The following is a 26,110-nucleotide window of genomic DNA, read 5'->3' as shown; positions in this document are numbered from 1 at the left end:
GGCTATGCAGACTTTCATTACCGTTCGTGGTTATCACATTGATGTTTATCAGCACGTTAATAACGCGCGCTATCTGGAGTTTCTGGAAGAGGCGCGTTGGCAATGGCTGGAGACGTTGCCTGCTTTTGGCTGGATGCATAGCAACAATATTGCTTTCGTTGTGGTGAACATCAATATCAACTACCGCAGACCTGCCGTTCTCGGTGATGTGCTGCGTATTGATAGTGAATTACTGCAGATGAATACAAAAAGCGGTGTGATCAGCCAGAAAATAACCCGAGTGTCTGATGAAAGCGACGTGGCTGATGCCACGCTGACGTTTGTCTGCATCGATTTATTGACGCAAAAAGCACTGCCGCTGGAGGGAGAACTGCTGGAACACCTAAACGAGATTCGCCGTTAATTGAAGCAGCAGGTCACGGTTGTACGACGTAGCCTGCTATTTTTAGCGTTGCATGATGTCTCTGTGTTGTGACGTATCAGCGTAGCCCTGCTTTCTGCTTCAGTGATGCCATGACAGCCGCGGAATCGTTTTGATATTGTGCGAGCCCGTTTGCGCGTAAATGACAGGCGGCACACTGACCACATCCATCACCTTTGATGCCGTTATAGCAGGTTAGCGTGTGATAGCGCACCGTATCAAGTTGCTGGTAGTAATCCGCCAGCGCCCAGGTTTCCGCCTTATTGAGCCACATCAGCGGCGTTTCAAAACGAATATCGCGGGCAATACCTAATACAATAGCCTGATTTAGCGCCTTAACGAATTCGTCGCGACAATCAGGGTAGCCGGAAAAATCAGTCTCACACACGCCAGTAATGACGGCTTCGGCACCAACCTGATAGGCGTAGATTGAGGCGAGCGTCAGGAAAAGAATGTTTCTTCCCGGAACGAAGGTGTTGGGGATGCCTTGCGCATTGGCATCGTAATCAGGAACCGGGATGCTGTCGCGCGTCAGGCTGCTGGTGGCGAGCTCATTCAGTAAGCCTACGTCCAGAACCTTATGCGCCGTTGCATCCAGTTTCAGGCTGAGTCCCCGGGCAATGTCAATTTCTGCACGGTGGCGTTGTCCATAATCGAAGGTGATACAATGGACGTCATCATAGTGTTGCAGAGCCTGAATCAGACAGGTTGTGGAATCTTGTCCACCGCTAAAAACGACAACAGCACGCTTCATTCTTCATTCACCTTAACGCGACGTTAACCGCACTGCGTCTGTAACGCATTGCGGTGTAAAATCGCTATTTTACCTGAAAAATAGCCTATATTCAGCGCTGCGGCTGCGTGCTGGATATACCAACCTTACGCCAGACTGGGTTCAGGTATGAGATGGGACATCTCTGGGATGTTTAGCGCATCAAGGTACGGGCTAATGTCGCCGATATTTTTTTCTACCCAACTACTGTTGTAGTAGGTATCCAGATAGCGTTCTCCGCTGTCACACAGCAGAGTTACAATCGCTCCTTTTTGACCGCGGCTCATCATTTCTTTGGCTAATTGCAGCATACCCCAAACATTCGTACCGGTAGAGGCACCTGCTTTGCGGCCTAATACACTTTCCAACCAGTACAGCGTTGCGATGCTGGCGGCGTCAGGTACTTTGATCATGCTATCAATGACGTCAGGAATAAAAGAAGGTTCTGCACGCGGACGACCAATACCTTCTATCCGGCTACCGCACGGACCTGTGATTGAGCGATCCCGCTGCTGGTAGCAGTCGTAGAAGACTGAATTTTCTGGATCGACGACGACCAGTTGTGTATCCAGTCCCTGATAGCGAATGTAGCGCCCGAGTGTTGCCGATGTACCGCCCGTTCCGGCGCTCATCACGATATAGTCCGGTACAGGATACGGTTCTCGTGCCATTTGGCGGTAAATGCTGTCGGCAATGTTATTGTTGCCGCGCCAGTCGGTGGCGCGTTCTGCGTAGGTGAACTGATCCATATAATGGCCGTTCATCTCTTGTGCGAGCTGTTCTGATGCCGCATAGATTTGCCCCGCCTGTTCGACAAAATGGCATCGCCCACCATAGAACGCGATTTGCTCAATTTTTCTTTTTGCAGTGCAGGAGGGCATGACGGCGATAAACGGCAGGCCAAGCAGGCGGGCAAAATAGGCTTCTGATACGGCTGTGCTGCCGGATGACGCTTCGATAATCGGCGTGCCTTCTTTAATCCAACCGTTGCACAGCCCATAGAGAAACAAAGAACGCGCCAGACGATGTTTCAGGCTGCCGCTGGGGTGTGTGCTTTCATCTTTGAGGTAAAAATAAATACCGGGATAATCTGGAAGGGTCAAACGGATAAGATGCGTATCAGCTGAACGCTGAAAATCGGCTTCGATAGCGCTGATGGCATTTTTAACCCAGGCATTGGTCATGATGAAAACTCGGTTAGACAGTGATGCGAATAGAGTAACGAGTTTTTAGGATAAAAAAATTACCTTTTTATCTCTTCATGTGGGATTTAAGGGAATAATTTGCTCCTTAATTAATTTTATGGGGATGGTTTTGCTAGTCAAGGTGTGCGGTGAGTTGCTACCTCAAACATCACGGTAATGGCTGGACTTGTGCAACGAAGTCCATTGGGTCCCTCTCATGCCGAGGGTGCCAATAATGCTATTGCCGCGGCTTGAAGTGGTAAGAAGATTGCTTTTCTCTCTTAATGTTAGAAAGTAGGTAAGTTTTCTATCGAGTGGCACTATAGTGAGTAAAACTATATTAGGTAAAAACTAATTAGGTAAAAACTATGTTGGATAAAATTGATCGCACCCTGTTGAATATGTTGCAACAGGATTGCACGCTTTCGCTACAGACACTGGCCGATGCGGTTAACTTGACCTCTACGCCGTGTTGGAAACGCCTGAAGCGTCTGGAAGAAGAAGGGATTATCCGGGCTCGGGTGGCGCTGCTGGATAATGAGCGTCTGGGATTAGGGCTGACGGCGTTTGTCTTATTGAAGACGCAGCAGCACAACCGCGACTGGTATCAGACCTTCACCCGCGTGGTGTCCGACATGCCGGAAGTGTTGGCTTTTTATCGTATGGCCGGTGAATACGATTACCTGATGCAGGTTCAGGTCGCTGATATGAAAAGCTATGATAATTTCTATAAACGGTTGGTGAATGGTATTCCCGGGCTGGTCGATGTAACATCTAGCTTTGCTATGGAACGAATCAAACATACCACGGCATTGCCCTTATCCCTGTGATCTATCGTTCATCCGTCTTTTGTATAATCACTTGTCTGAGTCTGTCATGACCCGTCTGGCTATTGGAATGAAAACCGCGTGAGACTGTTTGCTCAACTGAGTTGGTATTTTCGCCGTGAATGGCGGCGCTATCTGGGCGCCATTGCGCTATTGATTGTGATTGCCATTCTGCAATTGCTTCCTCCTAAACTGGTTGGCGTGATCGTCGATGGCGTGACGCAACACGGCATGTCGATGGCCGAAATGATGAAGTGGATTGGCGTGATGCTGCTGACTGCCGTCATGGTTTATCTGCTGCGTTACGTGTGGCGAGTGTTCCTGTTTGGTGCCTCATACCAGTTAGCGGTTGAGTTACGCGAGGATTTTTACCGTCAACTGAGCCGCCAGCATCCGGCGTTTTACCAACGCCACCGTACTGGCGATCTGATGGCGCGTGCTACTAACGATGTCGATCGCGTGGTCTTTGCCGCCGGGGAAGGGGTGTTGACGTTGGTCGACTCGATGGTGATGGGCTGTGCTGTGCTGGTTGTCATGTGTACTCAAATCAGCTGGGAACTCACCCTGCTGGCGCTGCTTCCGATGCCAGTTATGGCGATTTTCATCAAACGCTACGGCACCCAGTTGCATAACCGTTTCAAATCCGCACAGGCGGCGTTTTCTTCGCTTAACGATCAGGCGCAAGAAAGCTTGACCAGCATTCGCATGATTAAAGCCTTTGGACTGGAAAACTATCAATCTGCGCGTTTTGCGCAGGTTGCGGCGGATGCTGGGGCCAAAAACATGCACGTTGCCCGAGTTGATGCCCGCTTCGATCCCACTATTTATATTGCCGTCGGGCTGTCGAATTTGCTGGCGATTGGCGGTGGCAGTTGGATGGTGATTAACGGTTCGCTGACGTTAGGCTCGTTGACCAGTTTTGTCATGTATCTGGGATTGATGATATGGCCGATGCTGGCGCTGGCCTGGATGTTTAATATTGTTGAGCGTGGTAGCGCGGCATATAGCCGTATTCGTCAGCTACTTGCGGAAGATCTTGTGGTGAAAGACGGTGAGGAATCATTGCCTGCCGAACGGGGCGTGTTGGCGGTGAATATTTCCACGTTTCGCTATCCGGATAATGCCCGCGATGCCTTACAGCATATTCAGTTTACGCTGGCTCCAGGCAATATGTTGGGATTATGTGGACCGACGGGGTCGGGGAAAAGTACGCTGCTGGCGCTGATTTTGCGTCATTTCGATACCCCATCGGGAGAGATTCGTTATCACGACCGCCCGTTGAATGCTATTCGGCTGGATGAACTACGGAGTCGTTTTGCCGTTGTCGGGCAAATGCCCTTTTTGTTTTCGGACACGGTAGCGCAAAACATCGCACTGGGTCGACCTGATGCGACGCAGCAAGAGATTGAACAGGCGGCACGGCTTGCCAGCGTTCATGACGATATTCTGCGTTTGCCTCAGGGCTATCAGACTGAGGTGGGTGAGCGTGGCGTGATGCTATCTGGCGGTCAAAAACAGCGGATCGCGATTGCCCGGGCGTTACTGCTGGATGCTGAAATTCTGGTGTTGGATGATGCGTTGTCTGCGGTGGATGGGCGAACGGAGCACCAGATTTTGCAAAATCTTAAAACATGGGGCGAAAAACGGACGCTGATCATCAGCGCACATCGCCTGTCGGCCCTCACTGAAGCGAATGAAATCGTGGTGTTGCAGCAAGGACAAACGGTGCAGCGTGGCACACACCGGACGCTGGCGGCAGAACCCGGCTGGTATCGGGATATGTACCGCTATCAACAGTTGGAGGCGGCGCTGGATGATGTGCCGCAGGCGGAAGGAAAGAGAGGATGAAGAGTTCTCAACAGTTTTGGCCAACGTTGAAACGCCTGTTGGCCTATGGTTCACCCTGGCGGAAACCGCTGATGTTAGGTGTGCTGATGTTGTGGGTTGCTGCTGCCGCAGAAGTGTCTGGCCCTATATTGGTGAGTTATTTTATTGATGATCTGGTGGCCAAAGGTGAATTCCCGCTGGCGATTGCGGCAGGTCTGGCGATGGCCTACATCCTGCTGCAAGTTCTGGCGGCACTGCTGCACTATTTTCAAACACTGTTGTTTAACCGCGTAGCGGTCGGTGTCGTTCAGCAACTGCGCATTGATGTAATGGATGCGGCTTTGCGCCAGCCACTGAGTACATTCGATACGCAACCCGTTGGGCAACTGATTTCACGCGTCACTAATGACACCGAGGTCGTTAAAGATCTTTACGTCATGGTGGTGTCAACGGTATTACGCAGTGCGGCGCTGGTTGGTGCGATGCTGGTGGCGATGTTCAGTCTCAGCTGGCAGATGGCGCTGATTGCGCTGATGATTTTCCCTGCGGTCGCAGTAGTCATGGGGCTGTACCATCGTTTCAGTACGCCGATTGTGCGCAAGGTGCGAAGCTATCTGGCTGACATTAATGATGGTTTCAACGAAGTGATTAATGGCATGGGCGTCATTCAGCAGTTTCGCCAGCAGGCTCGCTTTGGCAAGAAACTGGGGGCTTCCAGCCACGCGCATTATGAGGCGCGAATGAAGGCGTTGCGTCTGGAAGGTTTCCTGTTGCGACCGCTGCTGAGCTTATTTGCCGCGATGGTGCTGTGTGGTTTGTTGATGCAATTTGGTTTCAGCTCGGTAGGGTCGGTTGGCGTCGGGGTACTGTATGCGTTTATCAACTATCTTGGCCGTCTGAATGAACCGCTGATTGAGCTGACAACCCAGCAGTCCATGTTACAGCAGGCTGTCGTTGCCGGTGAGCGCATCTTTGAACTGATGGATGGTGCAAAGCAGGGCTATGGCGATGATGAACGTCCGCTGGCTACCGGGCGCGTCGATATTGACGATGTCTCTTTCTCGTATGGCACGGAAAAGCGGGTACTACAGCATATTTCTCTGACGATACCAGAGCGTGGGTTTGTCGCGCTGGTCGGGCATACTGGCAGCGGAAAAAGCACCCTGGCCAGTTTATTGATGGGGTATTACACGCCGGATGAGGGAGAAATTCGGCTTGATGACCGGCCACTATGGACGCTTTCTCATGCGGTGTTGCGCCAAAATGTGGCAATGGTGCAGCAGGATCCCGTTGTGCTGGCGGAGTCCATGTTTGTGAATGTGACGCTGGGGCGTGATATCAGCGAAGAGGCGGTCTGGCGCGTGCTGGAAGTGGTACAACTTGCTGAGCTGGTTCGAGATTTTCCGGAAGGATTGCATACGCGTATTGGCGAGCAAGGGAACAACTTGTCTACCGGGCAAAAACAGCTGTTAGCGATTGCACGAGTGCTGGTGCAAACGCCTAAAATCCTGATTCTCGATGAAGCGACGGCGAATATTGACTCGGGTACGGAGCAAGCGGTGCAAAAGGCACTGCGCATCATCAGGAAGCAGACAACCTTGATTATCATCGCGCATCGGCTTTCCACCATCGTTGAGGCCGACACGATAATGGTGCTCCATCATGGGCAAACTGTTGAGCGGGGAACGCATGAGCAACTGCTGCAACAGCAGGGGCGCTATTATCAGATGTATCAACTGCAACTGGCCGGAGAGGATCTTGCGGCCGCCAGCACTGAGCCTTGCACGGCATAATTCTATTATTTGTCATTCGATGGTCTGCACCGCCTTGAGTGGTGCAGACTGACAGTCTTCTTATGTCTTCGCACCATCAGCAAGCATTATGATTCTGGTTTTTACCCGCGCTGCACTGAAAACACTCCTTGCGCACTAAAATAGTGCAATTCTTGCCCAAATCTTCTTGTCTTTCTTTCCTGCTGTGTTTGCTTTTTGTCCTTTCTCATCTTTAAACACGTTCTCTTTCCTGATTTATGCCAGATAAATCATTTATGGCACACCCTTTGCTTTAGTTATGGCGTAGACCTACTTCATAGAGCACATAATCGAACAAGTGACGGGCGAAAGCCTGAACGTAATGGCTAGGGGGAAGACAAATGAAACTGGTTACTGTGGTGATAAAACCATTCAAGCTGGAAGATGTACGTGAAGCGTTATCTTCTGTCGGCATCCAGGGGCTCACCGTCACTGAGGTGAAAGGATTTGGTCGTCAGAAAGGGCACGCGGAACTCTACCGCGGCGCAGAATACAGCGTTAACTTTTTACCCAAGGTAAAAATTGATATCGCGATTGCAGATGACCAACTGGACGAAGTGATCGATGTTATCAGTAAAGCCGCGTACACCGGAAAAATTGGTGACGGCAAAATTTTTGTCGCCGAGCTGCAAAGAGTTATCCGTATTCGTACGGGTGAAACTGACGAAGCTGCACTTTAACAACACCTAACGTAGATACGTAAATAGGGATGGAAAAATGAAAAAATTACTCTCTTCATTAGGTCTCGGTGTGGCGGCATTACTCCCGTCCTGGGCAATGGCTGCAACACCGACGATTGATAAAGCGGATAACGCTTTTATTATGATTTGTACCGCACTGGTACTCTTTATGACTATACCGGGCATTGCACTGTTTTATGGCGGTCTGATCCGTTCTAAGAACGTTCTGTCCATGATGACGCAGGTGAGCGTAACGTTCGCGATGGTCTGTATCCTGTGGGTGGTTTACGGGTATAGCCTGGCCTTCAGCGAAGGTAACGCCTTCTTCGGTGGTTTCAGCACGTTTATGCTGAAAGGCATCGGAATTGAATCCATTAGCGGAACCTTCTATCAGTTCGTGCACGTGGCGTATCAGGCTTCCTTTGCTTGTATCACCGTTGCGCTGATTGTTGGTGCGATTGCTGAGCGTATCCGCTTCTCTGCTGTGCTGATTTTCGTTGCGCTGTGGCTGACGTTCTCCTACCTGCCGATGACGCACATGGTGTGGGGCGGCGGTTATCTGGCTGCGGATGGCGCGCTGGACTTCGCTGGTGGTACGGTGGTTCACATCAACGCCGCAGTGGCTGGGTTGGTTGGTGCTTACCTGCTGGGCAAACGTGCTGGTTTTGGCAAAGAAGCCTTCAAACCGCATAACCTGCCAATGGTATTTATCGGTACGGCGATTCTGTATATCGGCTGGTTTGGCTTCAACGCTGGTTCCGCCGGTGCCGCGAACGGTATTGCTGCTCTGGCTTTCCTGAACACGGTTGTCGCGACAGCTGCTGCGATTCTGGCATGGGTTGGCGGTGAGTGGATGGTTCGCGGTAAACCTTCTCTGCTGGGCGCATGCTCAGGCTGTATCGCGGGTCTGGTAGCTATCACGCCAGCGGCAGGTACGGTGGGCGTGGGTGGTGCTCTGATCATCGGTCTGGCTGGTGGCGTTGCAGGTCTGTGGGGCGTAACGGTACTGAAAAGATGGCTGCGTGTGGATGACCCTTGTGATGTGTTCGGTGTTCACGGCGTGTGCGGTATCGTTGGTTGTATCCTGACAGGTGTATTCACATCGGCTTCTCTGGGCGGTACTGGCTATGCTGAAGGCGTGACGATGGCGCATCAGGTTTGGGTTCAACTGTTCAGCGTCATTGTTTGTCTGGTGTGGTCCGGCGTGGTGGCATTCGTTGCCTTCAAAGTAGCGGATATGATTGTCGGCCTGCGTGTACCTGAAGATCAAGAGCGCGAAGGTCTGGATGTCAACAGCCATGGCGAGAGTGCTTACAACCAATAAGAACGCCTACATCAATCAGTAAGAGTGCTCAAATACAGTAAGCAGGCGTGGGGGAAACTCCATGCCTGTTTTCTTATCAGTCTTAAACTCTTGTGATTCTTAAGCCACCTCCTCAGGAGGTGGTTTTTTACTTTATGGCGTTACCGCAATGTTTACTGCTGGCGGCGACGCATGACGCCTTCCTGCACGCTGGACGCAACCAACACACCTTCACGGGTGTAGAATTGCCCACGTACGAAACCACGAGCGCCGGATGCAGAGGTACTTTCCACGGTGTATAACAGCCAGTCGTCTAACCGGAAATCACGGTGGAACCACATCGAGTGATCAATCGTGGCGACCTGCATACCCGGTTCCAAAAAGCCAACGCCATGAGGCTGTAAGGCTGTGAGTAGGAAGTTGCAGTCAGACGTATAGCCAAGCAGGTATTGGTGAATACGCTTATCGTCCGGCAGAGGGCCGCAGGCCTTGCACCAGACGTGTCGCACCGGCTCGTCCACTTCGCCTTTTAAAGGGTTATGGAATTTAACCGGACGCATCTCAATCGGGCTGGCCTGAATAAATTTGTCGCGAAAGCGGGGCGGTAGAAGATGCTGCATATCTTGCGCGATTTCCTGCTCGGATTTTAGCGCTTCTGGCGGCGCAACCTCCGGCATTACATTCTGGTGTTCAAATCCTTCTTCATGGCTTTGAAAAGAGGCCGTCATATAAAAAATAGGGCGGCCATTCTGGATGGCGCTGACGCGTCTGGCGCTGAAACTGTTGCCATCGCGCAGGTTTTCAACGTCATAAATAATCGGTTTCTGGCTGTCGCCGGGCAGCAAAAAGTAGCTGTGAAAAGAGTGAATGTTGCGCTCGACGGGAACGGTCTGTTTGGCGGCTGACATGGCCTGACCTACGACTTGCCCGCCAAAGACCTGGCGCAGCCCCAAATCATCGCTTTGTCCGCGAAATAGCCCTTCTTCGAGCTTCTCCAAATGCAGGAGGTCGAGAAGGTGTTGTAGTGGTTGACTCATGGTATCGGCCCCAATGGATGAGAATGGCTAGTTATCTGTTTGTTTTGTAAGGTGTAAAATATCTTCTTATTACTTCTTACTGCAATAAATATGCGGATTTCAGGAAAATATCAGAATTTTGCACCATCATTATTGTGTTGGGTGAATCATACTATTTATGAGTGCCGGTTTTCGATACCGGTAGTCTGACAATAATAAAGGAGACTGACCGAATGAAATTATGGCATATCTTAGGCGGTATCACGTTATCGATGACTCTGGCTGCATGTGCACAGAGGAGTGATTATGGCGTTTCTCCTCAAACTGGTGCACCTGTCACCAGTGCTTCTTCACAGCGCCCGGCTGTTGCGATGCCAGCGGTAACCGGTACGGTGAATATTCGTCAGCGTATTGCACTCCCTCACAACGCAATCTTAACCGTTACGGTGTCTGATGCATCGCTGGCAGATGCGCCTTCAAAAGTCATTACTCAGCGCGTGACGCGAACAGAAGGAAAGCAGGCACCTTTCCAATTTGAGTTACCGTATAATCCGGCTGATATTCAGCCCAACGCGCGTATCTTACTTAGTGCAGCCGTTGCAATTGATAATCGCGTCGTGATGGTGACGGAGAACGTCTTGCCGGTCATTAGCAACGGGGTCAATAATGCCGATTTGGTGCTGGTTCCTGTCGCCTCTGTTCCTCTACCGGCTAAAAATCAGGGATCGATGATATCCAACCCGGCGAATGAGACGCCTCATATGCTTCAGGGGCAACCTGCATCGTCATCAATGTCATCACAGACAACTTGGTAATTCATCTGGATACGCGCCACTATGGCGCGTATTGCCAGCGATATTTCGCAAGATCAATCTTTCCCTGACGATTAAAAATAATCCCTTCCGCTTGCAGCGCTGACTTTTGGCGCACATAGTCTCCACCTACCAGCGATATTTCACCTTTACGATTGATTACTCGATGCCAGGGGAGTTTGCTGTCTTTCGGCAGGCGCTTTAATACCCCTCCTACTTGTCTTGATGCTCTGGGGGAGTCGGCAAGCTGAGCGATGTCACCGTAAGTCGCTATTTTTCCGTAAGGAATCGCCGCGACGATTTGAAAAACACGCTGGCGGAAATTATCGTTTTCTTCTGACATCAGCGGATGTTCCTGCTGTTCCTAAATCGATTTACTATCATAGTGGCACAGTGGAGTGGGTAAGAAAACAACGGTTAGTCTGTGTTAGCTTGCAATTGCCTATCCCATCGCCGATAATGCCCACCGCTTTGTGACACGCTGCGGTTATCATGTGCAAACTGTTATTAAAGTCGTCAATGGAGGCCCTGTCGGTTCTCCCGCAACACTAACCTGTGGATTCGGTCAGGTCCGGAAGGAAGCAGCCGCAGCAGGAGACGTGTGTGCCGGGATGTAGCTGGCAGGGCCTCCACCATTTCTGCTCTTCTATCGCCGCTTCGTCGTCAGATCGATCTTCATCCACTGCTCGTAAACGCTGCTTTCTGCCACATACCCATTTTTGACCATGAACCCGCTCTCTGGAACACATAAGCTCCGAACCATCATTTCAGTTTTATTGTTCTTTGCTTCTCCGGAAGGATACTGAGCTTCTTTGCTCGGTGAGTAATAATTGTGCCAATTATTGCATCGTCTGTTTTTATCACTGGATATACTATTCGTAATGTTATAGATGCGGCTGTTATAAATGATAAACGGTGAGTAAATAAACGTGGAGGTCTGAAGGGCAATTCATTTTTGCTTAATATTCTAAATACAATTTGTTACAAGTCTTACCCAATTAATACGTTAAAAAGATAATAAAAACAAAGGCCGATAATATTATCGGCGCAGTGTATTAATGTCAGTTTTTGTATACGTTTCGTTTGGAATTAACGGACGTATCGCCATACTGCGGTAGGAACTTTGTCGTAAAGTTTGTTCATCGTCAGTTCTGCCAGACGATGATCGGCTGCGGAAAAGAACATCTCCAGTTCATCATTAGAGAGTTCATACTTGTTTTTTTCAATAACGCGTTCGAGAGTGTCAATGGTTGTGCATTTACGCAAACGCATCAAATAGTCGATTTTTTTCATAATGGCCTATGCAAACAGTACCTGGTGGTTAAAAAATATAAATAAATTATTGCTTAAGTTTTAGCAGGCGTACAGACGTTCTCCCCTGAGAACATTCCGAATAATTTTGCTTTGGACTTCTGCCAGCGCCGCAGTTCAGCATCATTAATCCCATAGTTGCTAAACAAGACGTAAGTATCATCCAAATACTTTTCAACCTGCTCTGAAAGCTCACTTTCGTTAGGGTATTTTATTTTAAATGTGAGAATAAACGTAGCGATATGCTCAATAAGTTCATTTAATTGGAGATTGATCGCAGATGTTGGATCATTGACCCAGCCGTGGCTGCTATCGCCTAACGTTGCTATGCTTTCGTCACACAGATTCTCACATAAGAATCTGAGTTGGGCAATATCATAATGTTTTGGTGTGTACTCATCCATATCAATCCCTCCGTTAAGCCGTTATTCAGTGTTACTTCGGTTAACACCTGGTAAACAGGTAGACTGATGAAACTTGCAAGATAAAACGTTAACGCTGTTTCGTATTCATGTTGTAACAGACAGAGCGTTGAGCGATTGTGATTTGTTCCGCAATGAATGAGACAACAGAGATGTTTATACCTCCTACTATCTACTATGTCGCGAAATAGGGTTGGCGTAAATACCAATCTATCATGACTTAACCTTAAGTATAGCTGTACCATCTTGGTTATGGTTACGTCATTCTATATATGACTATAGCAAAAGCGTTCGTAAAGTTCGCTGATAATAGGTAAGGTTTTTACCGCTATTTATTTTGATTAATCCTCATATTTTTTGTTGTAACAATGAGCATAGAATAAACTCGGCTGCTGATTATTTAATTATTTCTATCTGAAAATATGAGAAATGGCAGAAGGAATGCGAAGGAATTGTGCAGTGGATAAGCGAGATTGATGCGGGTTATCTTATTGTTTCAGAAGTTTTTTCATGCGCGCATCCCGTACAGTCTTGTTAACGCCATAACGCAGACTGTATCGGGATGGGGTCGAGAAAGATTAACCTTTTTTCTTTTTTCCGCCTTGCACGGCCTTAAAGCGCGGATTGGATTTGCATATAACGTAAACTCGCCCGCGACGGCGAACCACAATACAATCTTTGTGACGATTTTTTGCTGAACGCAGCGAACTAAGCACCTGCATTTAATAACCCTCTCTGATTACTTGAAGAAGTTCCCAAAGCGCTGCTGGAAGCGCGCTGTGCTGCCTTCTTTGGAATATTCTTTTTGCTTCCCGGTGTAATAGGGATGCGATGCCGAAGAAACGTCAATGGTGACGTAAGGGTAGCTGGTACCCTCCAGTTCAATGGTTCGATCGGTTTTAATTGTTGAGCCCGTCCTGTAATAGACATCTGCGCTGGTATCGTGAAATACCACCGTGCGGTAGTCAGGATGAATACCTGCTTTCATACTTGCCTCTTTTGTTATGTTATAACATATGCATTATGTTGCGCTTTTTTGGCATCGGGATCAACCATTATGTTGTTTTGAGAGCGCGGCATCCCCTAAGTCACTATAGATACGGATAAAGCTGTAAACAGCGCTGTCTGAGGTGGGTTAATCAATTTGAAAGGGGAGAAGGGATGGGAAATAAAAAAGGCCGCTAGGCGGCCTTTTAGAGTTGATATCAGTGTTTGTTCAGTCTTAGTGCGCTGTTGTGTCGTCTACTTTTTTGCCGAAGCGACGGCGGACAACCACAAAGAACACGGGAACGAAGAAGATAGCCAGCACGGTTGCGGTAATCATCCCGCCCATTACGCCAGTACCAACGGCGTTCTGTGCACCGGAACCTGCTCCACTACTGATTACCAGCGGCATTACGCCGAGGATAAAGGCCAGTGATGTCATCAGGATTGGGCGCAAACGCATACGAACGGCATCCAGCGTTGCTTCTATCAGTCCTTTCCCTTCTTTTTCCATCAGATCTTTAGCAAATTCGACGATCAATATGGCGTTCTTCGCGGATAGCCCTATGGTTGTCAGCAGGCCCACCTTAAAGTAAACGTCGTTTTCAAGACCTGTCATATTTGCCGCAATCAATGCGCCGATGATCCCCAGTGGAACAACCAGCATGACGGAGAACGGTATTGACCAGCTTTCATAAAGTGCTGCCAGACACAGGAACACAACAATCAGTGAAATCGCATAGATTGCCGGTGCCTGGTTGCCTGATAACCGCTCCTGATAGGACATACCCGTCCATTCGTAGCCGATACCTTGCGGTAACTGGGCCACGAAACTTTCCATCAATGCCATAGCCTCACCGGTACTCTTACCTGGCGCGGCTTGACCTTGGATCTGCATGGATGGTTGGCCGTTATAACGTTCCAGACGCGGTGAACCGTATTCCCAGTGGCTCTGCGTAAAGGCAGAGAATGGCACCATTTGTCCGTTGCTACCGCGGATGTACCAGTTTTTGATGTCATCCGGCAGCATACGGAAAGGCGCATCGGCCTGAACGTACACTTTCTTCACGCGACCGCGATCGATAAAGTCATTTACATAAGAACCACCCAGTGTGGTTGCCAATGTTGAACTGATATCCGACAGCGACACGCCAAGCGCCTGTGCTTTTTCCTGATCGATATCGAGACGGAACTGCGGTGTATCTTCCATCCCGTTAGGACGAACTTGTTCCAGGGTATCAGGGCGTTGTGCCGCCATGCCTAGTAGTTGGTTACGTGCTTCCGTCAGTTTTGCGTGCCCAAGGTTAGCCTGGTCAATCAGCTGGAAGTCGAAACCTGTTGCGGTACCCAGTTCGATAATCGCAGGAAGGTTGACTGCGAAAACCATAGCTTCTTTATACTGGCTAAAGGCTGCGTTTGCTCGTCCTGCAATCGCCATAACTTTATTTTCGGCGCCGCTTCGTTCACTCCAGTCATTCAGGCTGGCGAAAGCCAGACCGGCGTTTTGCCCACGACCAGAGAACCCAAAGCCCGTTACGGTAAACACAGACTTGACGTTGCCTTTCTCATTTTCGAGATAGTATTGCGTCATTCTGTCCATGATTTTCTGGGTATTTTCCTGCGTTGCCCCTGAAGGCAACTGAACGATGTTCAGGAGAACCCCCTGATCTTCATCTGGCAGGAAGGATGTCGGTAGACGTAAGAACAACAGCGCCAGACCCACAACAATCAGCAGATAGATGACCAGATAACGGCCTGTGCTACGCAGGATATTTGCCACGCTATCGGTGTAATGGTGCGTGCTTTTCTCAAACAGCCTGTTGAACCAGCCGAAGAAGCCTGTTTTCTCACTGTGGTCGCCTTTGGCAATCGGTTTTAGCAGCGTTGCACAAAGAGCAGGAGTCAGAATCAACGCGACCATCACCGACAGCACCATCGCAGAAACGATAGTGATGGAGAACTGGCGGTAGATTGCCCCTGTGGAACCACCGGTAAACGCCATTGGGACGAATACCGCGGACAGTACCAACGCAATACCAACCAACGCGCCCTGGATCTGCTCCATGGAACGTTTTGTCGCTTCTTTAGGCGGCAGGCCTTCTTCCGCCATGACACGTTCCACGTTTTCCACGACGACGATGGCATCATCCACCAGAAGCCCGATGGCGAGAACCATTGCGAACATCGTCAAGGTGTTAATGGAATAGCCAAACGCGGAGAGGATAGCAAACGTCCCCAGCAAGACGACAGGTACCGCGATGGTTGGGATCAGCGTGGCACGGAAGTTCTGCAGGAACAGATACATCACAAGGAATACCAGTACGATGGCTTCCACCAGCGTTTTCACTACTTCGTTGATCGAGATCTTAACGAAAGGTGTTGTATCGTACGGATAAACGACTTTCAGGCCAGCAGGGAAGAACTCTTCCGCTTTCGTCAGTGCCTCTTTTACCGCAGTTGCCGTATCCAGCGCGTTCGCGCCTGTTGCCAATTTGATACCGATACCGGCAGCAGGTTTACCATTGAAACGCGCTATAACGTCGTAGCCTTCTGCGCCCAACTCAACGCGTGCGACATCTTTAAGGCGAACCTGAGACCCATCAGCGTTGACTTTCAGCAGTATTTTAGAAAATTCCTCTGCTGAATTCAGACGGGTCTGCGCAATGATCGAGGCATTTAATTGCTGGCCGGGAACCGGTGGTGCGCCCCCTAACTGTCCTGCGGCGATCTGGTTGTTTTGAACACGAATTGCCGCAGTGACGTCACCTGCGGTTAACTGATAGTTGTTCAGTTTGTTCGGATCCAGCCAGATACGCATCGCGTACTGGGAGCCAAACAGCTGAGCGTCACCCACGCCGGATGTACGGCTGATAGGGTCTTTAACGTTAGCGGCCACATAGTCAGCGATATCTTCCTGTGACATTTTACCGTCTTCACTGATGAAGGCGGCAACCATGAGGAAGCTGCTACTGGATTTCTGGACGTTAACCCCTTGCTGCTGTACTTCCTGCGGCAGCAGCGGCATGGCAAGTTGCAGTTTGTTCTGCACCTGAACCTGCGCGATGTCCGGATCCGTACCTGCCTCAAACGTCAGCGTAATCTGAACTGTACCGGAAGAGTCACTGCTTGATGACATATACATCAGGTTATCGATACCGTTCATATTCTGTTCGATAACCTGCGTAACGGAATCTTGCAGCGTTGATGCATCGGCCCCTGGATAAGTTGCTGTTACGTCAATCGCGGGTGGTGCGATCGTCGGATACTGGGCAATCGGTAATTTAACAATTGCCAGCAACCCCGTCAGCATCACCATGATGGCGAGTACCCATGCAAAAATGGGTCGATCTATAAAAAACTTAGCCATGAATTGTACCGGCTCCTGTTAGAACGTCTTAAGACTTCGCGGGTTCTGCTGGCGCTTGCTGTGCCTGCTGATTTTCTTGAGCGACTTCTTGAGTTTTCACCTGCGCACCGGGTCTGATTTTTTGCAGACCCGTAACAATAACGCGATCGCCCGCTTTCAAGCCTTCGGTAACCAACCATTTGTCACCAACTGCTTTACTGGTTGTAAGCGTACGGGGTTCCACTTTATCGCCTTCCCCAACCACCATAGCGGTAGCCTGGCCACGCGGGTCGCGAGTAACACCCTGCTGCGGCACTAATAATGCTGTCGGGTTAACGCCGGAATCGAGACGTGCGCGTACAAACATACCGGGAAGAAGGTTGTGCTGCGGGTTAGGGAAGATGGCACGCAGTGTGATGGAGCCGGTGGTTTCATCTACCGTGACATCAGAGAATTCCAATGTACCTGCCTCGGTATATTCAGTACCGTTTTCCAGTAGCAGGCGGACATTAGCTTTGCCTGCGCTTTGTTTCAGCGTACCGTTTTCCAGCTCTCTTTTCAGTTGCAGGAAATCGTTGCTGGACTGTGTGACGTCAACATAAATCGGATCAAGCTGTTGCACGGTCGTTAATGCAGTCGCTTGCCCGGTTGCCACCAAGGCGCCTTCCGTTACCGTGGATTTACCCACGCGGCCTTCGATAGGTGAACTGACTTTGGTGTAAGCCAGATTGATTTGTGCGGTGTCCACTGCCGCTTTGGCAGCCTGAACGGCAGCATCTGCTTGACGTGACGTGGCGACAGCCTGGTCATAATCCTGCTTGCTGACGTAGTTGGTGCCCAGCAGTGGCTTATAACGGTTAACGGTCAGACGGGCAATTTCTGCCTGAGCCTGAGCCTGAGCGAGTGAACCTTTGGCGCTGTTGTAGCTTGCCTGATAGGTCGCAGGATCGATTTGATACAGCGATGCGCCCGCTTTAACGTCCGACCCTTCAACGAAGTTGCGTTTGAGGATAATCCCACCAACCTGTGGGCGAACCTCAGCAATGCGGTAAGCACTTGTACGGCCCGGCAGCTCGGTCATGACATTCAGTGCTTCCGTTTTTAACGTGACAATACCCACTTCAGGCATCTGCTGCTGTGCGCCGCCTTGCTGATTATTGCCGCCATCACATCCTGCGAGCATTAAGCCGCCAGAAAGCATCAGAACTGCCGCCAGAGGCGTTAGCCTTCTGTTTTTGTTCATAGATAAACCTCAAGTGTCCGATTTGAAATTGACCAATGGATCACAAGCCCAAAAACCCATTGCTGCTATAGTCTTATGTTCGTGCTATGTTACATACATACTTGAATGTATGTAAATCTCACTTTCCTTCAAATACAGCGTTATGGCACGAAAAACCAAATTATCATGGCACGAAAAACCAAAAAACAGGCTCAGGAAACCCGACAACAGATACTGGATACCGCGTTAAGAGTGTTCTCTGAGCATGGTGTGTCTGCGACTTCATTGTCCGACATTGCGACTGCTGCTGGTGTGACCCGCGGTGCTATTTATTGGCACTTTAAGAACAAGGCCGAAATTTTCGATGAGATCTGGGCGCTGGCAGAGTCGAAAATCAGTGAGTTTGAAATAGAGTATCAGACAAAATTCCCTGATAATCCACTCCGCGTGATGCGTGAATTATTGATTTATATGCTGCGTTTAACAGTTAGTGATACTCACTGGCGATCCATTATGGAGATCGCTTTTCACAAATGTGAGTTTGTCGGTGAAATGTTGCAATCGTATAATGCGCGCAAAGAGCTTTATCTTTCCTGCTATGTCGATATTGAAGAAAACCTGATTGAGTGCATTCGTCTGGGCATGTTGCCGACGGACATTCATTCCCGCCGTGCTGCGATTGCACTGCGTGCCTATTTTTCCGGCGTGATGGAAAACTGGCTATTTATGCCGGAAAGTTTCGATCTCGATCAGGAAGCCCCGGCGCTGGTGGATGCCTTTATCGATATGCTGCATTTTAGCCCGGCGCTACGTAAACCCGCTGAGTAAGCCGTCGCTTGACGGCGCTAACGTCTCTCACCTCTAATTACCTGGGAGATTTCCCTTTGATGATGAGGTCTGCGTCGCTTTCTTCTGGCGAGAGCTTTTTCTCAAAATCGGTACGTACAATCTCCAGAGCAGCCAGTGCGATATGTGGCTCGATCTGGTTTTCTTCCAGCAACATAATCAAATCGACCGCTAGCTTGATTTCGGGTGGAGCATTTTCAAGTGACATAACGTCATTCCTCTTTTTCCTCGGCGAGCCGCTGCGCTATAGCCCTTGCTCCCGGCGTTCGATTTGACGCTCCAGTCGCGATAGCGCCTGACGGCAGCGTGATAGTCGTCCTTCCAGCGCCGCCAGCTCTTTTTGTAACCGCTGTTGCTCGCTGAAAAGCGTCTGTGTGATGAGCAGGCTTTCTCTATCTTGAATCATGGAGAGCAAACGGCGTTCATAATCCTGATGTTCTGCCAGTTTGTGGTACACATCTTCCGGCTGCGGGGCGGCATGTTGCTCTTGCCTGCGTAATGATTGCGTCGCCAGTTCGCGCTGCAGTGCGGCTATTTGACTGACCAGCTTTTCTGCCAGAAATGCTACGCGTTCGGTGCGTTGCTCGGCAACCAGCTGTTTTATTGCATGCAGATTTTGCTCAACTTCAGCGCGATAATCCCGCAGTCGGGTGCCGTAACTGCTAAAGAGCTGGCGGTCAAAGCGCGATTGCGGCACGGCTTTATCCGCCAGCGGTTCAAGCTCTTTTGCCAGCGTGGTAATTTGTTGTTCAAGCGCTTGCAGCAATCGATGCGTGTTCACTTTTTTCCTTACCGTAAAGTTGATGATTCAGAGCGTCTGCGCGTGGTATACCAGCATGGTGAGTTTGAGCTGCCTTGCATGAGGATATCTTAACTAATCCATCGAGCAAGGTGGTGATAAAGTGTGATGGATATTGTCGTAGGCAAGAAATATTGAGTAGACAAAGCATATTGGTAGTGAACAAAGCGTAAAGGTGAATATGTATCGCGTGTTGTTGATTATATTGGGGTGGGTTTCCGTTGTGCTGGCAACGTTGGGCGTCGTGTTACCTTTATTGCCAACCACGCCTTTCTTGTTACTGGCCGCCTGGTGTTTTGCCCGCTCATCCCCGCGTTTCCATGACTGGCTACTGTACCGTTCGTGGTTTGGCAGCTACCTGCGCCATTGGCAGCAACATCGGGCACTGCCGCCGGGGGCAAAATGGAAGGCAGTCACCATGATTCTGTTAACGTTTGCGCTTTCGCTCTGGCTGGTTAAGCTGGTTTGGGTCAGGATCTTGCTATTGGTTATTTTGGCTATTTTGTTGACCTTTATGCTTCGTTTACCCGTGCTTGATCCAGAACAACAAACGCAGGGCGCGAATCCGAAAAGATAGCGTAAGCGGCGGTCCTGTGACGGAAATACAAAAAATACGCACCCAGAGTGCGGATAGTTGCATTTGTCCGTCACTTTGACTAGATTTGACCGTTTTCGTGCGCGGGTCGCCATTTTCCTCTTTGTCATAATGCCTCTTCATCACGCTATGAGATGATGAAAGCCTTGTGGTGACCGGCATTTGTATGTTCAGAACGTTTTATCAGGCACAACTATGATGACCGTAACAGCGCAGCAGCAGGCAGAATTAATTAAAAACAGTATCAAAAGCATCCCCGATTATCCGAAGCCGGGCATACTGTTCCGTGATGTCACCAGCCTGCTGGAAGATCCTGTGGCCTATGCGGCCAGTATTGAGATGCTGGCGAACCGTTACCGCAACAGCGGCGTGACGAAGGTTGTCGGTACGGAAGCGCGTGGTTTTCTGTTTGGCGCACCAGTTGCTTTAGCGCTGGGCGTGGGTTTTGTTCCCGTGCGTAAACCGGGCAAGCTGCCACGTCCGACGATCAGCGAAAGCTATGAACTCGAGTATGGTTCAGATACGCTGGAAATCCATTCAGATGCGATCTCTGCTGGCGATAATGTGCTGGTGATCGACGATCTGCTGGCAACGGGCGGCACGCTCGAAGCGACGGTGAAATTGATTCGTCGTCTGGGCGGTACGGTCAACGATGCCGCTTTTATCATTAACTTGTTCGATCTGGGCGGCGAGCAACGCCTGACCGGGATGGGCGTCACCTGCTATAGTCTGGTTGACTTCCCCGGACATTAATCATAACAGTCTCGCCGATAGCGGCGTGGCTGTGTTAGCATGATCGCCTCAATAACTCGACTGTTGCGGTATTGATGAGCTATCAGGTTCTTGCCCGTAAGTGGCGTCCCCAAACCTTTACCCAAGTTGTCGGTCAGGAACATGTCCTGACCGCGTTGGCTAACGGCCTTTCCTTAGGCAGAATCCATCACGCTTATTTGTTTTCTGGCACCCGTGGCGTCGGGAAGACGTCGATTGCCCGTTTGCTGGCAAAAGGGCTGAATTGCGAACAGGGCGTGACGGCGACGCCGTGTGGCCAGTGTGACAACTGCCGCGAAATCGAACAGGGCCGTTTTGTTGATTTGATCGAAATCGATGCTGCGTCTCGTACTAAAGTAGAAGATACACGCGATCTGCTGGATAACGTGCAGTACGCCCCCGCGCGCGGACGATTTAAGGTGTACCTGATTGACGAAGTACACATGCTATCGCGCCACAGCTTTAATGCGCTGCTGAAAACGCTGGAAGAACCGCCTCCGCACGTTAAATTCCTGCTGGCGACCACCGATCCGCAGAAACTGCCAGTGACCATTCTGTCACGCTGCCTGCAATTTCACCTCAAAGCGCTGGATGCTGAACAGATTCGCGCGCATCTGGAACAGGTATTACAGGCCGAAAACCTCGTCAGTGAACCCCGTGCGCTGCAACTCCTGGCACGCGCTGCCGATGGGAGCTTGCGTGATGCGTTGAGCCTGACCGATCAGGCCATTGCCATGGGGCAGGGGCAGGTCACGACGGCGTCAGTCAGCCAAATGCTGGGTACATTGGACGATGAGCAACCGCTGGCACTCATTGAGGCATTGGCAAAAGGCGATGGCGCGCAGGTCATGTCGCTGTTAGATCAGGTCGCGGCACGGGGTGTGGACTGGGAATCGCTGCTGGTAGAAACCCAGACGCTGTTACACCGTATTGCCATGGTTCAACTGCTGCCTGCGGCGTTGGGTGAGGATTACGCGGCCGTTGAAGCCCGTATGCGGGATTTGGCGCGTGCGCTGCCGCCAACGGACGTGCAGCTTTATTACCAGACGATGTTAATTGGTCGCAAAGAGCTGCCTTTCGCGCCAGATCGGCGGATGGGCGTTGAAATGACGCTACTGAGAGCGCTGGCGTTTCATCCCAGTCAGATTATCGATGAACCAGTAGCGCCCGTTCAGGTTGCACAAGCGCCAGCTATTCAACCCGCTGTGCCGCAGTCCGTTGCCATGGCATCGGCGAAGATTCGTACGCCAGCGCCGCAGCACAGTGAGCCTCAGGCTGACGTGCTGACGCCATCTTATTCTCCCGAACCACCGCTGGATGCATCCGCGTATGCACCGCCGTTAGGAGAACCGCCTGCTTCAGTCGGTTCTGCTGAGCAGCATGGTGAGAGTGAACTGCCTGATGCGACGTCCCAGCTGTTACAGGCGCGCAGTCAGCTACTGCGAAAACAGGGGAGTACGCCACCAAAAAAGGCTGAACCGGCAGCGTCTGACAACACGCGGCCGGCAACCTCAGCGCTGGAGCGGTTAGCTTCTGTGACTGAGCGCAGCATTCAACGGCAAAACGCGAAAACGTCCCCCTCCGAGCCTAAAAAGCCGGAAGCCTATCGTTGGCGGGCGCAAAACAAAGTCGATGAAGAGAAGGTCGATGTGGCGACACCAAAAGCGCTGCGTTCGGCATTAGAGCATGAAAAGACGCCTGAACTGGCGGCACGGCTGGCGGAAGAGTCACTGGAACGAGATGCCTGGGCGGCGGAAATCCATCGCCTGACGCTGCCAAAGCTGGTACAACAGCTGGCACTCAATGCATTTAAGGAGAGCGAGGAGGCAGGCAAGGTCCATCTGCATCTGCGTTCATCGCAACGGCATTTGAATTCGCCGGCGGCACAAAAGACGCTGGCGGATGCATTGACGGCTCACTACGGGCATCCTGTAGAATTACGGATTACGGAAGACGACAACCCAGCGGTGCGGACGCCGTTGGAGTGGCGTCAGGCTATCTATGAAGAGAAACTGGCGCAGGCGCGTCAGTCGATTCTGGCCGACACAACGATTCAAACGCTGCGGCGTTTCTTTGATGCGGAACTGGACGAAGAAAGTATCCGCCCTGTTTAACCGCTGCGAGTGCGCAGCCCGACGTGATAGAGAGAAAACTATGTTTGGTAAAGGTGGAATTGGCAACCTGATGAAGCAAGCCCAGCAGATGCAGGAAAAAATGCAGCAGATGCAGGAAGAAGTGGCAAATCTGGAAGTCACGGGCGAATCGGGCGCGGGTCTGGTGAAAATCACGATCAACGGTGCGCATAACTGCCGTCGTGTTGAGATCGATCCAAGCCTGATGGAAGACGATAAAGAGATGCTGGAAGATCTGATCGCTGCGGCGTTCAACGATGCTGCTCGCCGTATCGCGGAAACGCAGAAAGAGAAAATGGCAGCGGTTTCCAGCGGCATGCAATTGCCGCCAGGCTTCAAGATGCCGTTCTGATGCAGACCAGTCCGCTTCTTGAATCATTGATGGAAGCGCTGCGCTGCCTGCCGGGCGTTGGGCCCAAATCGGCACAGCGCATGGCGTTTCAACTGCTGCAACGTAACCGCAGTGGCGGTATGCGTTTGGCACAGGCGTTGACGCGGGCGATGTCCGAAATCGGCCACTGTAGCGATTGCCGGACATTCACTGAACAGGACGTTTGTGCGATTTGTTCGAATCCGCGCCGCCAGCAAAATGGGCAGATTTGCGTGGTGGAAAGCCCGGCTGATATTCATGCTATTGAACAGACGGGGCAGTTTGCCGGTCGTTACTTTGTGTTGATGGGGCATTTGTCGCCGCTGGATGGCATTGGCCCGGATGATATCGGTTTGGGGCGCCTGGAAGAGCGCCTGCAAGTGGAATCGATAAGCGAAGTGATTCTGGCAACTAACCCGACGGTAGAAGGCGATGCCACAGCGAACTATATTGCTGAGCTGTGCGCGCAACACGGCGTGATGGCCAGCCGCATTGCCCACGGTGTTCCCGTTGGCGGTGAGCTGGAAATGGTCGATGGCACCACGCTGTCCCATTCACTCGCAGGACGCCAGCCTTTCCGGTTTTAACCTGTCGGCGGCCAGCGCCATTCTCTGGCTGCCGCAGTCTGCTTTCCGTGCCCATCTCATCGTTTTCTTTTTTCACTAAAATTTACCCCTTGAAACCACCGCGGTTTATCCCCATCTGCTACTTATCGTCAGTTTAATCAGCCTGAATAATATTAGGATTGAGGTAAGCAACAATGAGTATGAAAGGCCAAGAAACTCGCGGGTTCCAGTCCGAAGTTAAGCAACTCCTGCATTTGATGATCCATTCGCTCTATTCCAATAAAGAAATTTTTCTGCGTGAATTGATCTCCAACGCCTCTGATGCGGCAGACAAGCTACGTTTCCGTGCGCTGTCCACGCCAGAATTGTATGCGGGCGATGGCGACCTGCGTGTACGCGTGTCCACGGATAAAGAAAAACGTACGCTGACGATTTCTGACAACGGCATCGGCATGAGCCGTGACGAAGTGATTGATAATCTGGGTACGATTGCGAAATCCGGCACCAAGGCGTTTCTGGAATCTATGGGTTCCGATCAGGTTAAAGATAGCCAACTGATTGGCCAGTTCGGTGTGGGTTTCTATTCCGCTTTCATCGTCGCGGATAAAGTGACTGTGCGTACCCGCGCAGCGGGTGCAAATGCCGATCAAGGCGTGTATTGGGAATCCGCCGGGGAAGGGGATTACACCATTGCCGACATCACCAAAGACGATCGTGGAACGGAAATCACTCTGCATCTGCGTGAAGGTGAAGACGAGTTTCTCGATGATTGGCGTGTGCGTTCCGTCATCAGCAAATACTCCGACCATATTGCGCTGCCGGTAGAAATCGAATCTCAGACAGAAAGTGAAGAAGAAGGCGGCGAGTCCACGGTTAGCTGGGAGAAGATTAACAAGGCTCAAGCCCTGTGGACACGCAGTAAATCTGAAGTCAGCGATGATGAGTACAACGAATTCTATAAGCACATCTCCCATGACTTTACCGATCCGCTGAGCTGGAGCCACAACCGTGTGGAAGGCAAGCAGGAATACACCAGCCTGCTTTATATCCCTGCTCGTGCACCGTGGGATATGTGGAACCGCGATCATAAACACGGCCTGAAATTGTACGTTCAGCGCGTCTTCATTATGGATGACGCCGAACAGTTCATGCCTAACTACCTGCGCTTTGTTCGTGGCCTGATTGATTCCAACGATCTGCCGCTGAACGTTTCCCGTGAGATTCTGCAGGACAGCCGTGTGACGCAAAATCTGCGTAATGCGCTGACTAAGCGTGTGCTGCAAATGCTGGATAAGCTGGCGAAAGACGACGCGGAAAAATACCAGACGTTCTGGCAACAATTTGGTCTGGTGCTGAAAGAAGGCCCGGCGGAAGATGGCAGCAACCGTGAAGCGATTGCGAAACTGCTGCGTTTTGCTACCACGCAATCTGACAGTTCCGCGCAGACGGTGTCACTGGAAGATTACGTTAGCCGGATGGTAGAAGGTCAGGACAAGATCTACTACATCACCGCAGATAGCTATGCGGCGGCGAAGAGCAGCCCACACCTGGAGCTGTTCCGTAAGAAAGGTATCGAGGTATTGCTGCTGTCCGAGCGCATTGACGAGTGGATGATGAGCTACCTGACCGAGTTCGACGGTAAATCCTTCCAGTCTGTCAGCAAAGCAGACGAGGCGCTGGATAAACTGGCCGACGAAGAAAACGAGGAACAGAAAGAAGCACAGAAAGCGCTGGAGCCGTTTGTTGACCGTGTGAAAACGTTGCTGGGTGAGCGTGTCAAAGACGTGCGCTTCACGTACCGTTTGACCGATACGCCTGCGATTGTCGTAACAGATGCAGACGAGATGAGTACGCAGATGGCGAAGCTGTTCGCCGCAGCGGGCCAACAAGCGCCGGAAGTGAAGTACATTTTTGAACTGAACCCGGAGCACGCGTTAATTAAACGCGCGGCTGACGTGTCTGATGAAGCGGAGTTTGGCGAATGGGTTGAGCTGCTGCTGGATCAGGCTCTGCTGGCCGAACGTGGGACATTGGACGATCCGAACCTGTTCATTCGTCGTATGAATCAGCTGCTAAGTGCCTGATAGTCATAC

Annotated in this window: 26 protein-coding genes and 1 other RNA gene; 15 read left to right on the top strand and 12 right to left on the bottom strand. The window is 50.8% G+C overall.

Annotated elements, in window-relative coordinates:
* The first annotated feature begins 4 nt into the window (after window positions 1-4).
* Window positions 5-403, top strand: coding sequence for a thioesterase family protein (locus tag AB8809_RS17415; protein WP_015839351.1), 399 nt, complete (start codon window positions 5-7; stop codon window positions 401-403).
* Window positions 404-479: 76 nt separating this feature from the next.
* Here the strand turns inward: AB8809_RS17415 and queC are convergent, their stop codons facing one another.
* Both queC and AB8809_RS17405 read right to left on the bottom strand, forming a co-directional pair.
* The gene (gene queC, locus AB8809_RS17410) at window positions 480-1,175 is read right to left on the bottom strand and encodes a 7-cyano-7-deazaguanine synthase QueC (protein ID WP_349855120.1); all 696 of its coding nucleotides are present in this window, start codon (window positions 1,173-1,175) and stop codon (window positions 480-482) included.
* A 125-nt stretch (window positions 1,176-1,300) separates the two neighbouring features.
* Window positions 1,301-2,377 (bottom strand): PLP-dependent cysteine synthase family protein, encoded by a 1,077-nt coding sequence (locus tag AB8809_RS17405; RefSeq protein ID WP_320703079.1) that lies wholly within the window; start codon window positions 2,375-2,377, stop codon window positions 1,301-1,303.
* A 368-nt stretch (window positions 2,378-2,745) separates the two neighbouring features.
* On the opposite strand from AB8809_RS17405, the gene AB8809_RS17400 reads away from it, so the two are divergent.
* The 5 genes from AB8809_RS17400 (at window position 2,746) to amtB (ending at window position 8,846) form a co-directional block, all read left to right on the top strand.
* Entirely contained in the window at window positions 2,746-3,207 is a 462-nt protein-coding gene (locus AB8809_RS17400) for an Lrp/AsnC family transcriptional regulator (RefSeq protein ID WP_015839354.1), read from the top strand.
* Between the two features lie 78 nt (window positions 3,208-3,285).
* Window positions 3,286-5,052 carry a SmdA family multidrug ABC transporter permease/ATP-binding protein gene (locus tag AB8809_RS17395; protein WP_182099323.1) on the top strand — a complete coding sequence of 589 codons (1,767 nt, stop codon included), beginning with the start codon at window positions 3,286-3,288 and terminating at the stop codon, window positions 5,050-5,052.
* Window positions 5,049-6,824, top strand: a complete 1,776-nt coding sequence (locus AB8809_RS17390; protein ID WP_349855119.1) for a SmdB family multidrug efflux ABC transporter permease/ATP-binding protein — start codon at window positions 5,049-5,051, stop codon at window positions 6,822-6,824. Before AB8809_RS17395 ends, AB8809_RS17390 begins: the two co-directional genes overlap by 4 nt.
* Before the next feature lie 359 nt (window positions 6,825-7,183).
* Entirely contained in the window at window positions 7,184-7,522 is a 339-nt protein-coding gene (gene glnK / locus AB8809_RS17385) for a P-II family nitrogen regulator (RefSeq protein ID WP_002208627.1), read from the top strand.
* A 37-nt stretch (window positions 7,523-7,559) separates the two neighbouring features.
* Window positions 7,560-8,846: an ammonium transporter AmtB gene (amtB, locus tag AB8809_RS17380; protein ID WP_015839357.1), complete on the top strand. Its 1,287-nt coding sequence runs from the start codon at window positions 7,560-7,562 to the stop codon at window positions 8,844-8,846.
* 152 nt (window positions 8,847-8,998) lie between these two features.
* On the opposite strand, the gene tesB is transcribed toward amtB, so the two are convergent.
* Entirely contained in the window at window positions 8,999-9,862 is an 864-nt protein-coding gene (gene tesB / locus AB8809_RS17375; RefSeq protein WP_015839358.1) for an acyl-CoA thioesterase II, read from the bottom strand.
* A 212-nt stretch (window positions 9,863-10,074) separates the two neighbouring features.
* Between tesB and AB8809_RS17370 the strand changes: the two genes are divergently transcribed.
* Window positions 10,075-10,656, top strand: a complete 582-nt coding sequence (locus tag AB8809_RS17370; protein WP_349855118.1) for a YbaY family lipoprotein — start codon at window positions 10,075-10,077, stop codon at window positions 10,654-10,656.
* 19 nt (window positions 10,657-10,675) lie between these two features.
* Here the strand turns inward: AB8809_RS17370 and AB8809_RS17365 are convergent, their stop codons facing one another.
* A complete protein-coding gene (locus AB8809_RS17365) occupies window positions 10,676-10,996 on the bottom strand; it encodes an MGMT family protein (protein WP_015839360.1) in 321 nt (106 codons plus the stop codon).
* 186 nt (window positions 10,997-11,182) lie between these two features.
* On the opposite strand from AB8809_RS17365, the gene ffs reads away from it, so the two are divergent.
* Window positions 11,183-11,279, top strand: an RNA gene (ffs, locus tag AB8809_RS17360) — signal recognition particle sRNA small type.
* Between the two features lie 463 nt (window positions 11,280-11,742).
* Here ffs and AB8809_RS17355 read toward each other — a convergent pair.
* From AB8809_RS17355 to AB8809_RS17330, 6 genes are all read right to left on the bottom strand, one after another.
* Entirely contained in the window at window positions 11,743-11,946 is a 204-nt protein-coding gene (locus AB8809_RS17355; RefSeq protein WP_005976087.1) for an HHA domain-containing protein, read from the bottom strand.
* 53 nt (window positions 11,947-11,999) lie between these two features.
* Window positions 12,000-12,368, bottom strand: a complete 369-nt coding sequence (gene tomB / locus AB8809_RS17350) for an Hha toxicity modulator TomB (RefSeq protein WP_005976089.1) — start codon at window positions 12,366-12,368, stop codon at window positions 12,000-12,002.
* Between the two features lie 596 nt (window positions 12,369-12,964).
* Window positions 12,965-13,108, bottom strand: coding sequence for a type B 50S ribosomal protein L36 (gene ykgO, locus AB8809_RS17345; protein WP_005976091.1), 144 nt, complete (start codon window positions 13,106-13,108; stop codon window positions 12,965-12,967).
* A 17-nt stretch (window positions 13,109-13,125) separates the two neighbouring features.
* On the bottom strand, window positions 13,126-13,374 hold the full coding sequence (locus AB8809_RS17340) for a type B 50S ribosomal protein L31 (protein WP_015839361.1): 249 nt from the start codon (window positions 13,372-13,374) through the stop codon (window positions 13,126-13,128).
* A 234-nt stretch (window positions 13,375-13,608) separates the two neighbouring features.
* Window positions 13,609-16,737 carry an efflux RND transporter permease subunit gene (locus AB8809_RS17335; RefSeq protein ID WP_015839362.1) on the bottom strand — a complete coding sequence of 1,043 codons (3,129 nt, stop codon included), beginning with the start codon at window positions 16,735-16,737 and terminating at the stop codon, window positions 13,609-13,611.
* 28 nt (window positions 16,738-16,765) lie between these two features.
* Window positions 16,766-17,959, bottom strand: a complete 1,194-nt coding sequence (locus AB8809_RS17330) for an efflux RND transporter periplasmic adaptor subunit (RefSeq protein ID WP_015839363.1) — start codon at window positions 17,957-17,959, stop codon at window positions 16,766-16,768.
* A 165-nt stretch (window positions 17,960-18,124) separates the two neighbouring features.
* Between AB8809_RS17330 and acrR the strand changes: the two genes are divergently transcribed.
* Complete coding sequence (gene acrR / locus AB8809_RS17325) at window positions 18,125-18,766, top strand: multidrug efflux transporter transcriptional repressor AcrR (RefSeq protein ID WP_015839364.1); 642 nt, start codon at window positions 18,125-18,127, stop codon at window positions 18,764-18,766.
* Between the two features lie 37 nt (window positions 18,767-18,803).
* Here the strand turns inward: acrR and rsmS are convergent, their stop codons facing one another.
* Together rsmS and priC are read right to left on the bottom strand one after the other, a co-directional pair.
* Window positions 18,804-18,992 (bottom strand): pleiotropic regulatory protein RsmS, encoded by a 189-nt coding sequence (gene rsmS / locus AB8809_RS17320; protein ID WP_182099326.1) that lies wholly within the window; start codon window positions 18,990-18,992, stop codon window positions 18,804-18,806.
* 36 nt (window positions 18,993-19,028) lie between these two features.
* Window positions 19,029-19,565, bottom strand: coding sequence for a primosomal replication protein PriC (gene priC, locus AB8809_RS17315; RefSeq protein ID WP_182099327.1), 537 nt, complete (start codon window positions 19,563-19,565; stop codon window positions 19,029-19,031).
* Between the two features lie 199 nt (window positions 19,566-19,764).
* Here priC and AB8809_RS17310 point away from each other — a divergent pair, with 199 nt between their 5' ends.
* From AB8809_RS17310 to htpG, 6 genes are all read left to right on the top strand, one after another.
* Window positions 19,765-20,160, top strand: coding sequence for a DUF454 family protein (locus AB8809_RS17310; protein ID WP_015839367.1), 396 nt, complete (start codon window positions 19,765-19,767; stop codon window positions 20,158-20,160).
* Window positions 20,161-20,376: 216 nt separating this feature from the next.
* Window positions 20,377-20,931 carry an adenine phosphoribosyltransferase gene (gene apt / locus AB8809_RS17305; RefSeq protein WP_043881893.1) on the top strand — a complete coding sequence of 185 codons (555 nt, stop codon included), beginning with the start codon at window positions 20,377-20,379 and terminating at the stop codon, window positions 20,929-20,931.
* A gap of 74 nt (window positions 20,932-21,005) precedes the next feature.
* A complete protein-coding gene (gene dnaX, locus AB8809_RS17300; protein WP_349855116.1) occupies window positions 21,006-23,063 on the top strand; it encodes a DNA polymerase III subunit gamma/tau in 2,058 nt (685 codons plus the stop codon).
* Between the two features lie 40 nt (window positions 23,064-23,103).
* On the top strand, window positions 23,104-23,433 hold the full coding sequence (locus AB8809_RS17295) for a YbaB/EbfC family nucleoid-associated protein (protein WP_010286242.1): 330 nt from the start codon (window positions 23,104-23,106) through the stop codon (window positions 23,431-23,433).
* Window positions 23,433-24,038 carry a recombination mediator RecR gene (recR, locus tag AB8809_RS17290; RefSeq protein WP_014914551.1) on the top strand — a complete coding sequence of 202 codons (606 nt, stop codon included), beginning with the start codon at window positions 23,433-23,435 and terminating at the stop codon, window positions 24,036-24,038. The genes AB8809_RS17295 and recR overlap by 1 nt, the downstream gene beginning before the upstream one ends.
* Window positions 24,039-24,217: 179 nt before the next feature.
* Window positions 24,218-26,101, top strand: a complete 1,884-nt coding sequence (htpG, locus tag AB8809_RS17285; protein ID WP_180778434.1) for a molecular chaperone HtpG — start codon at window positions 24,218-24,220, stop codon at window positions 26,099-26,101.
* Window positions 26,102-26,110: the final 9 nt, after the last annotated feature.

Origin of the sequence: Pectobacterium aroidearum, assembly GCF_041228105.1 — a bacterium.
Classification (GTDB): Bacteria; Pseudomonadota; Gammaproteobacteria; order Enterobacterales; family Enterobacteriaceae; genus Pectobacterium; species Pectobacterium aroidearum.
This window is presented reverse-complemented; position numbering and strand designations above follow the sequence as displayed.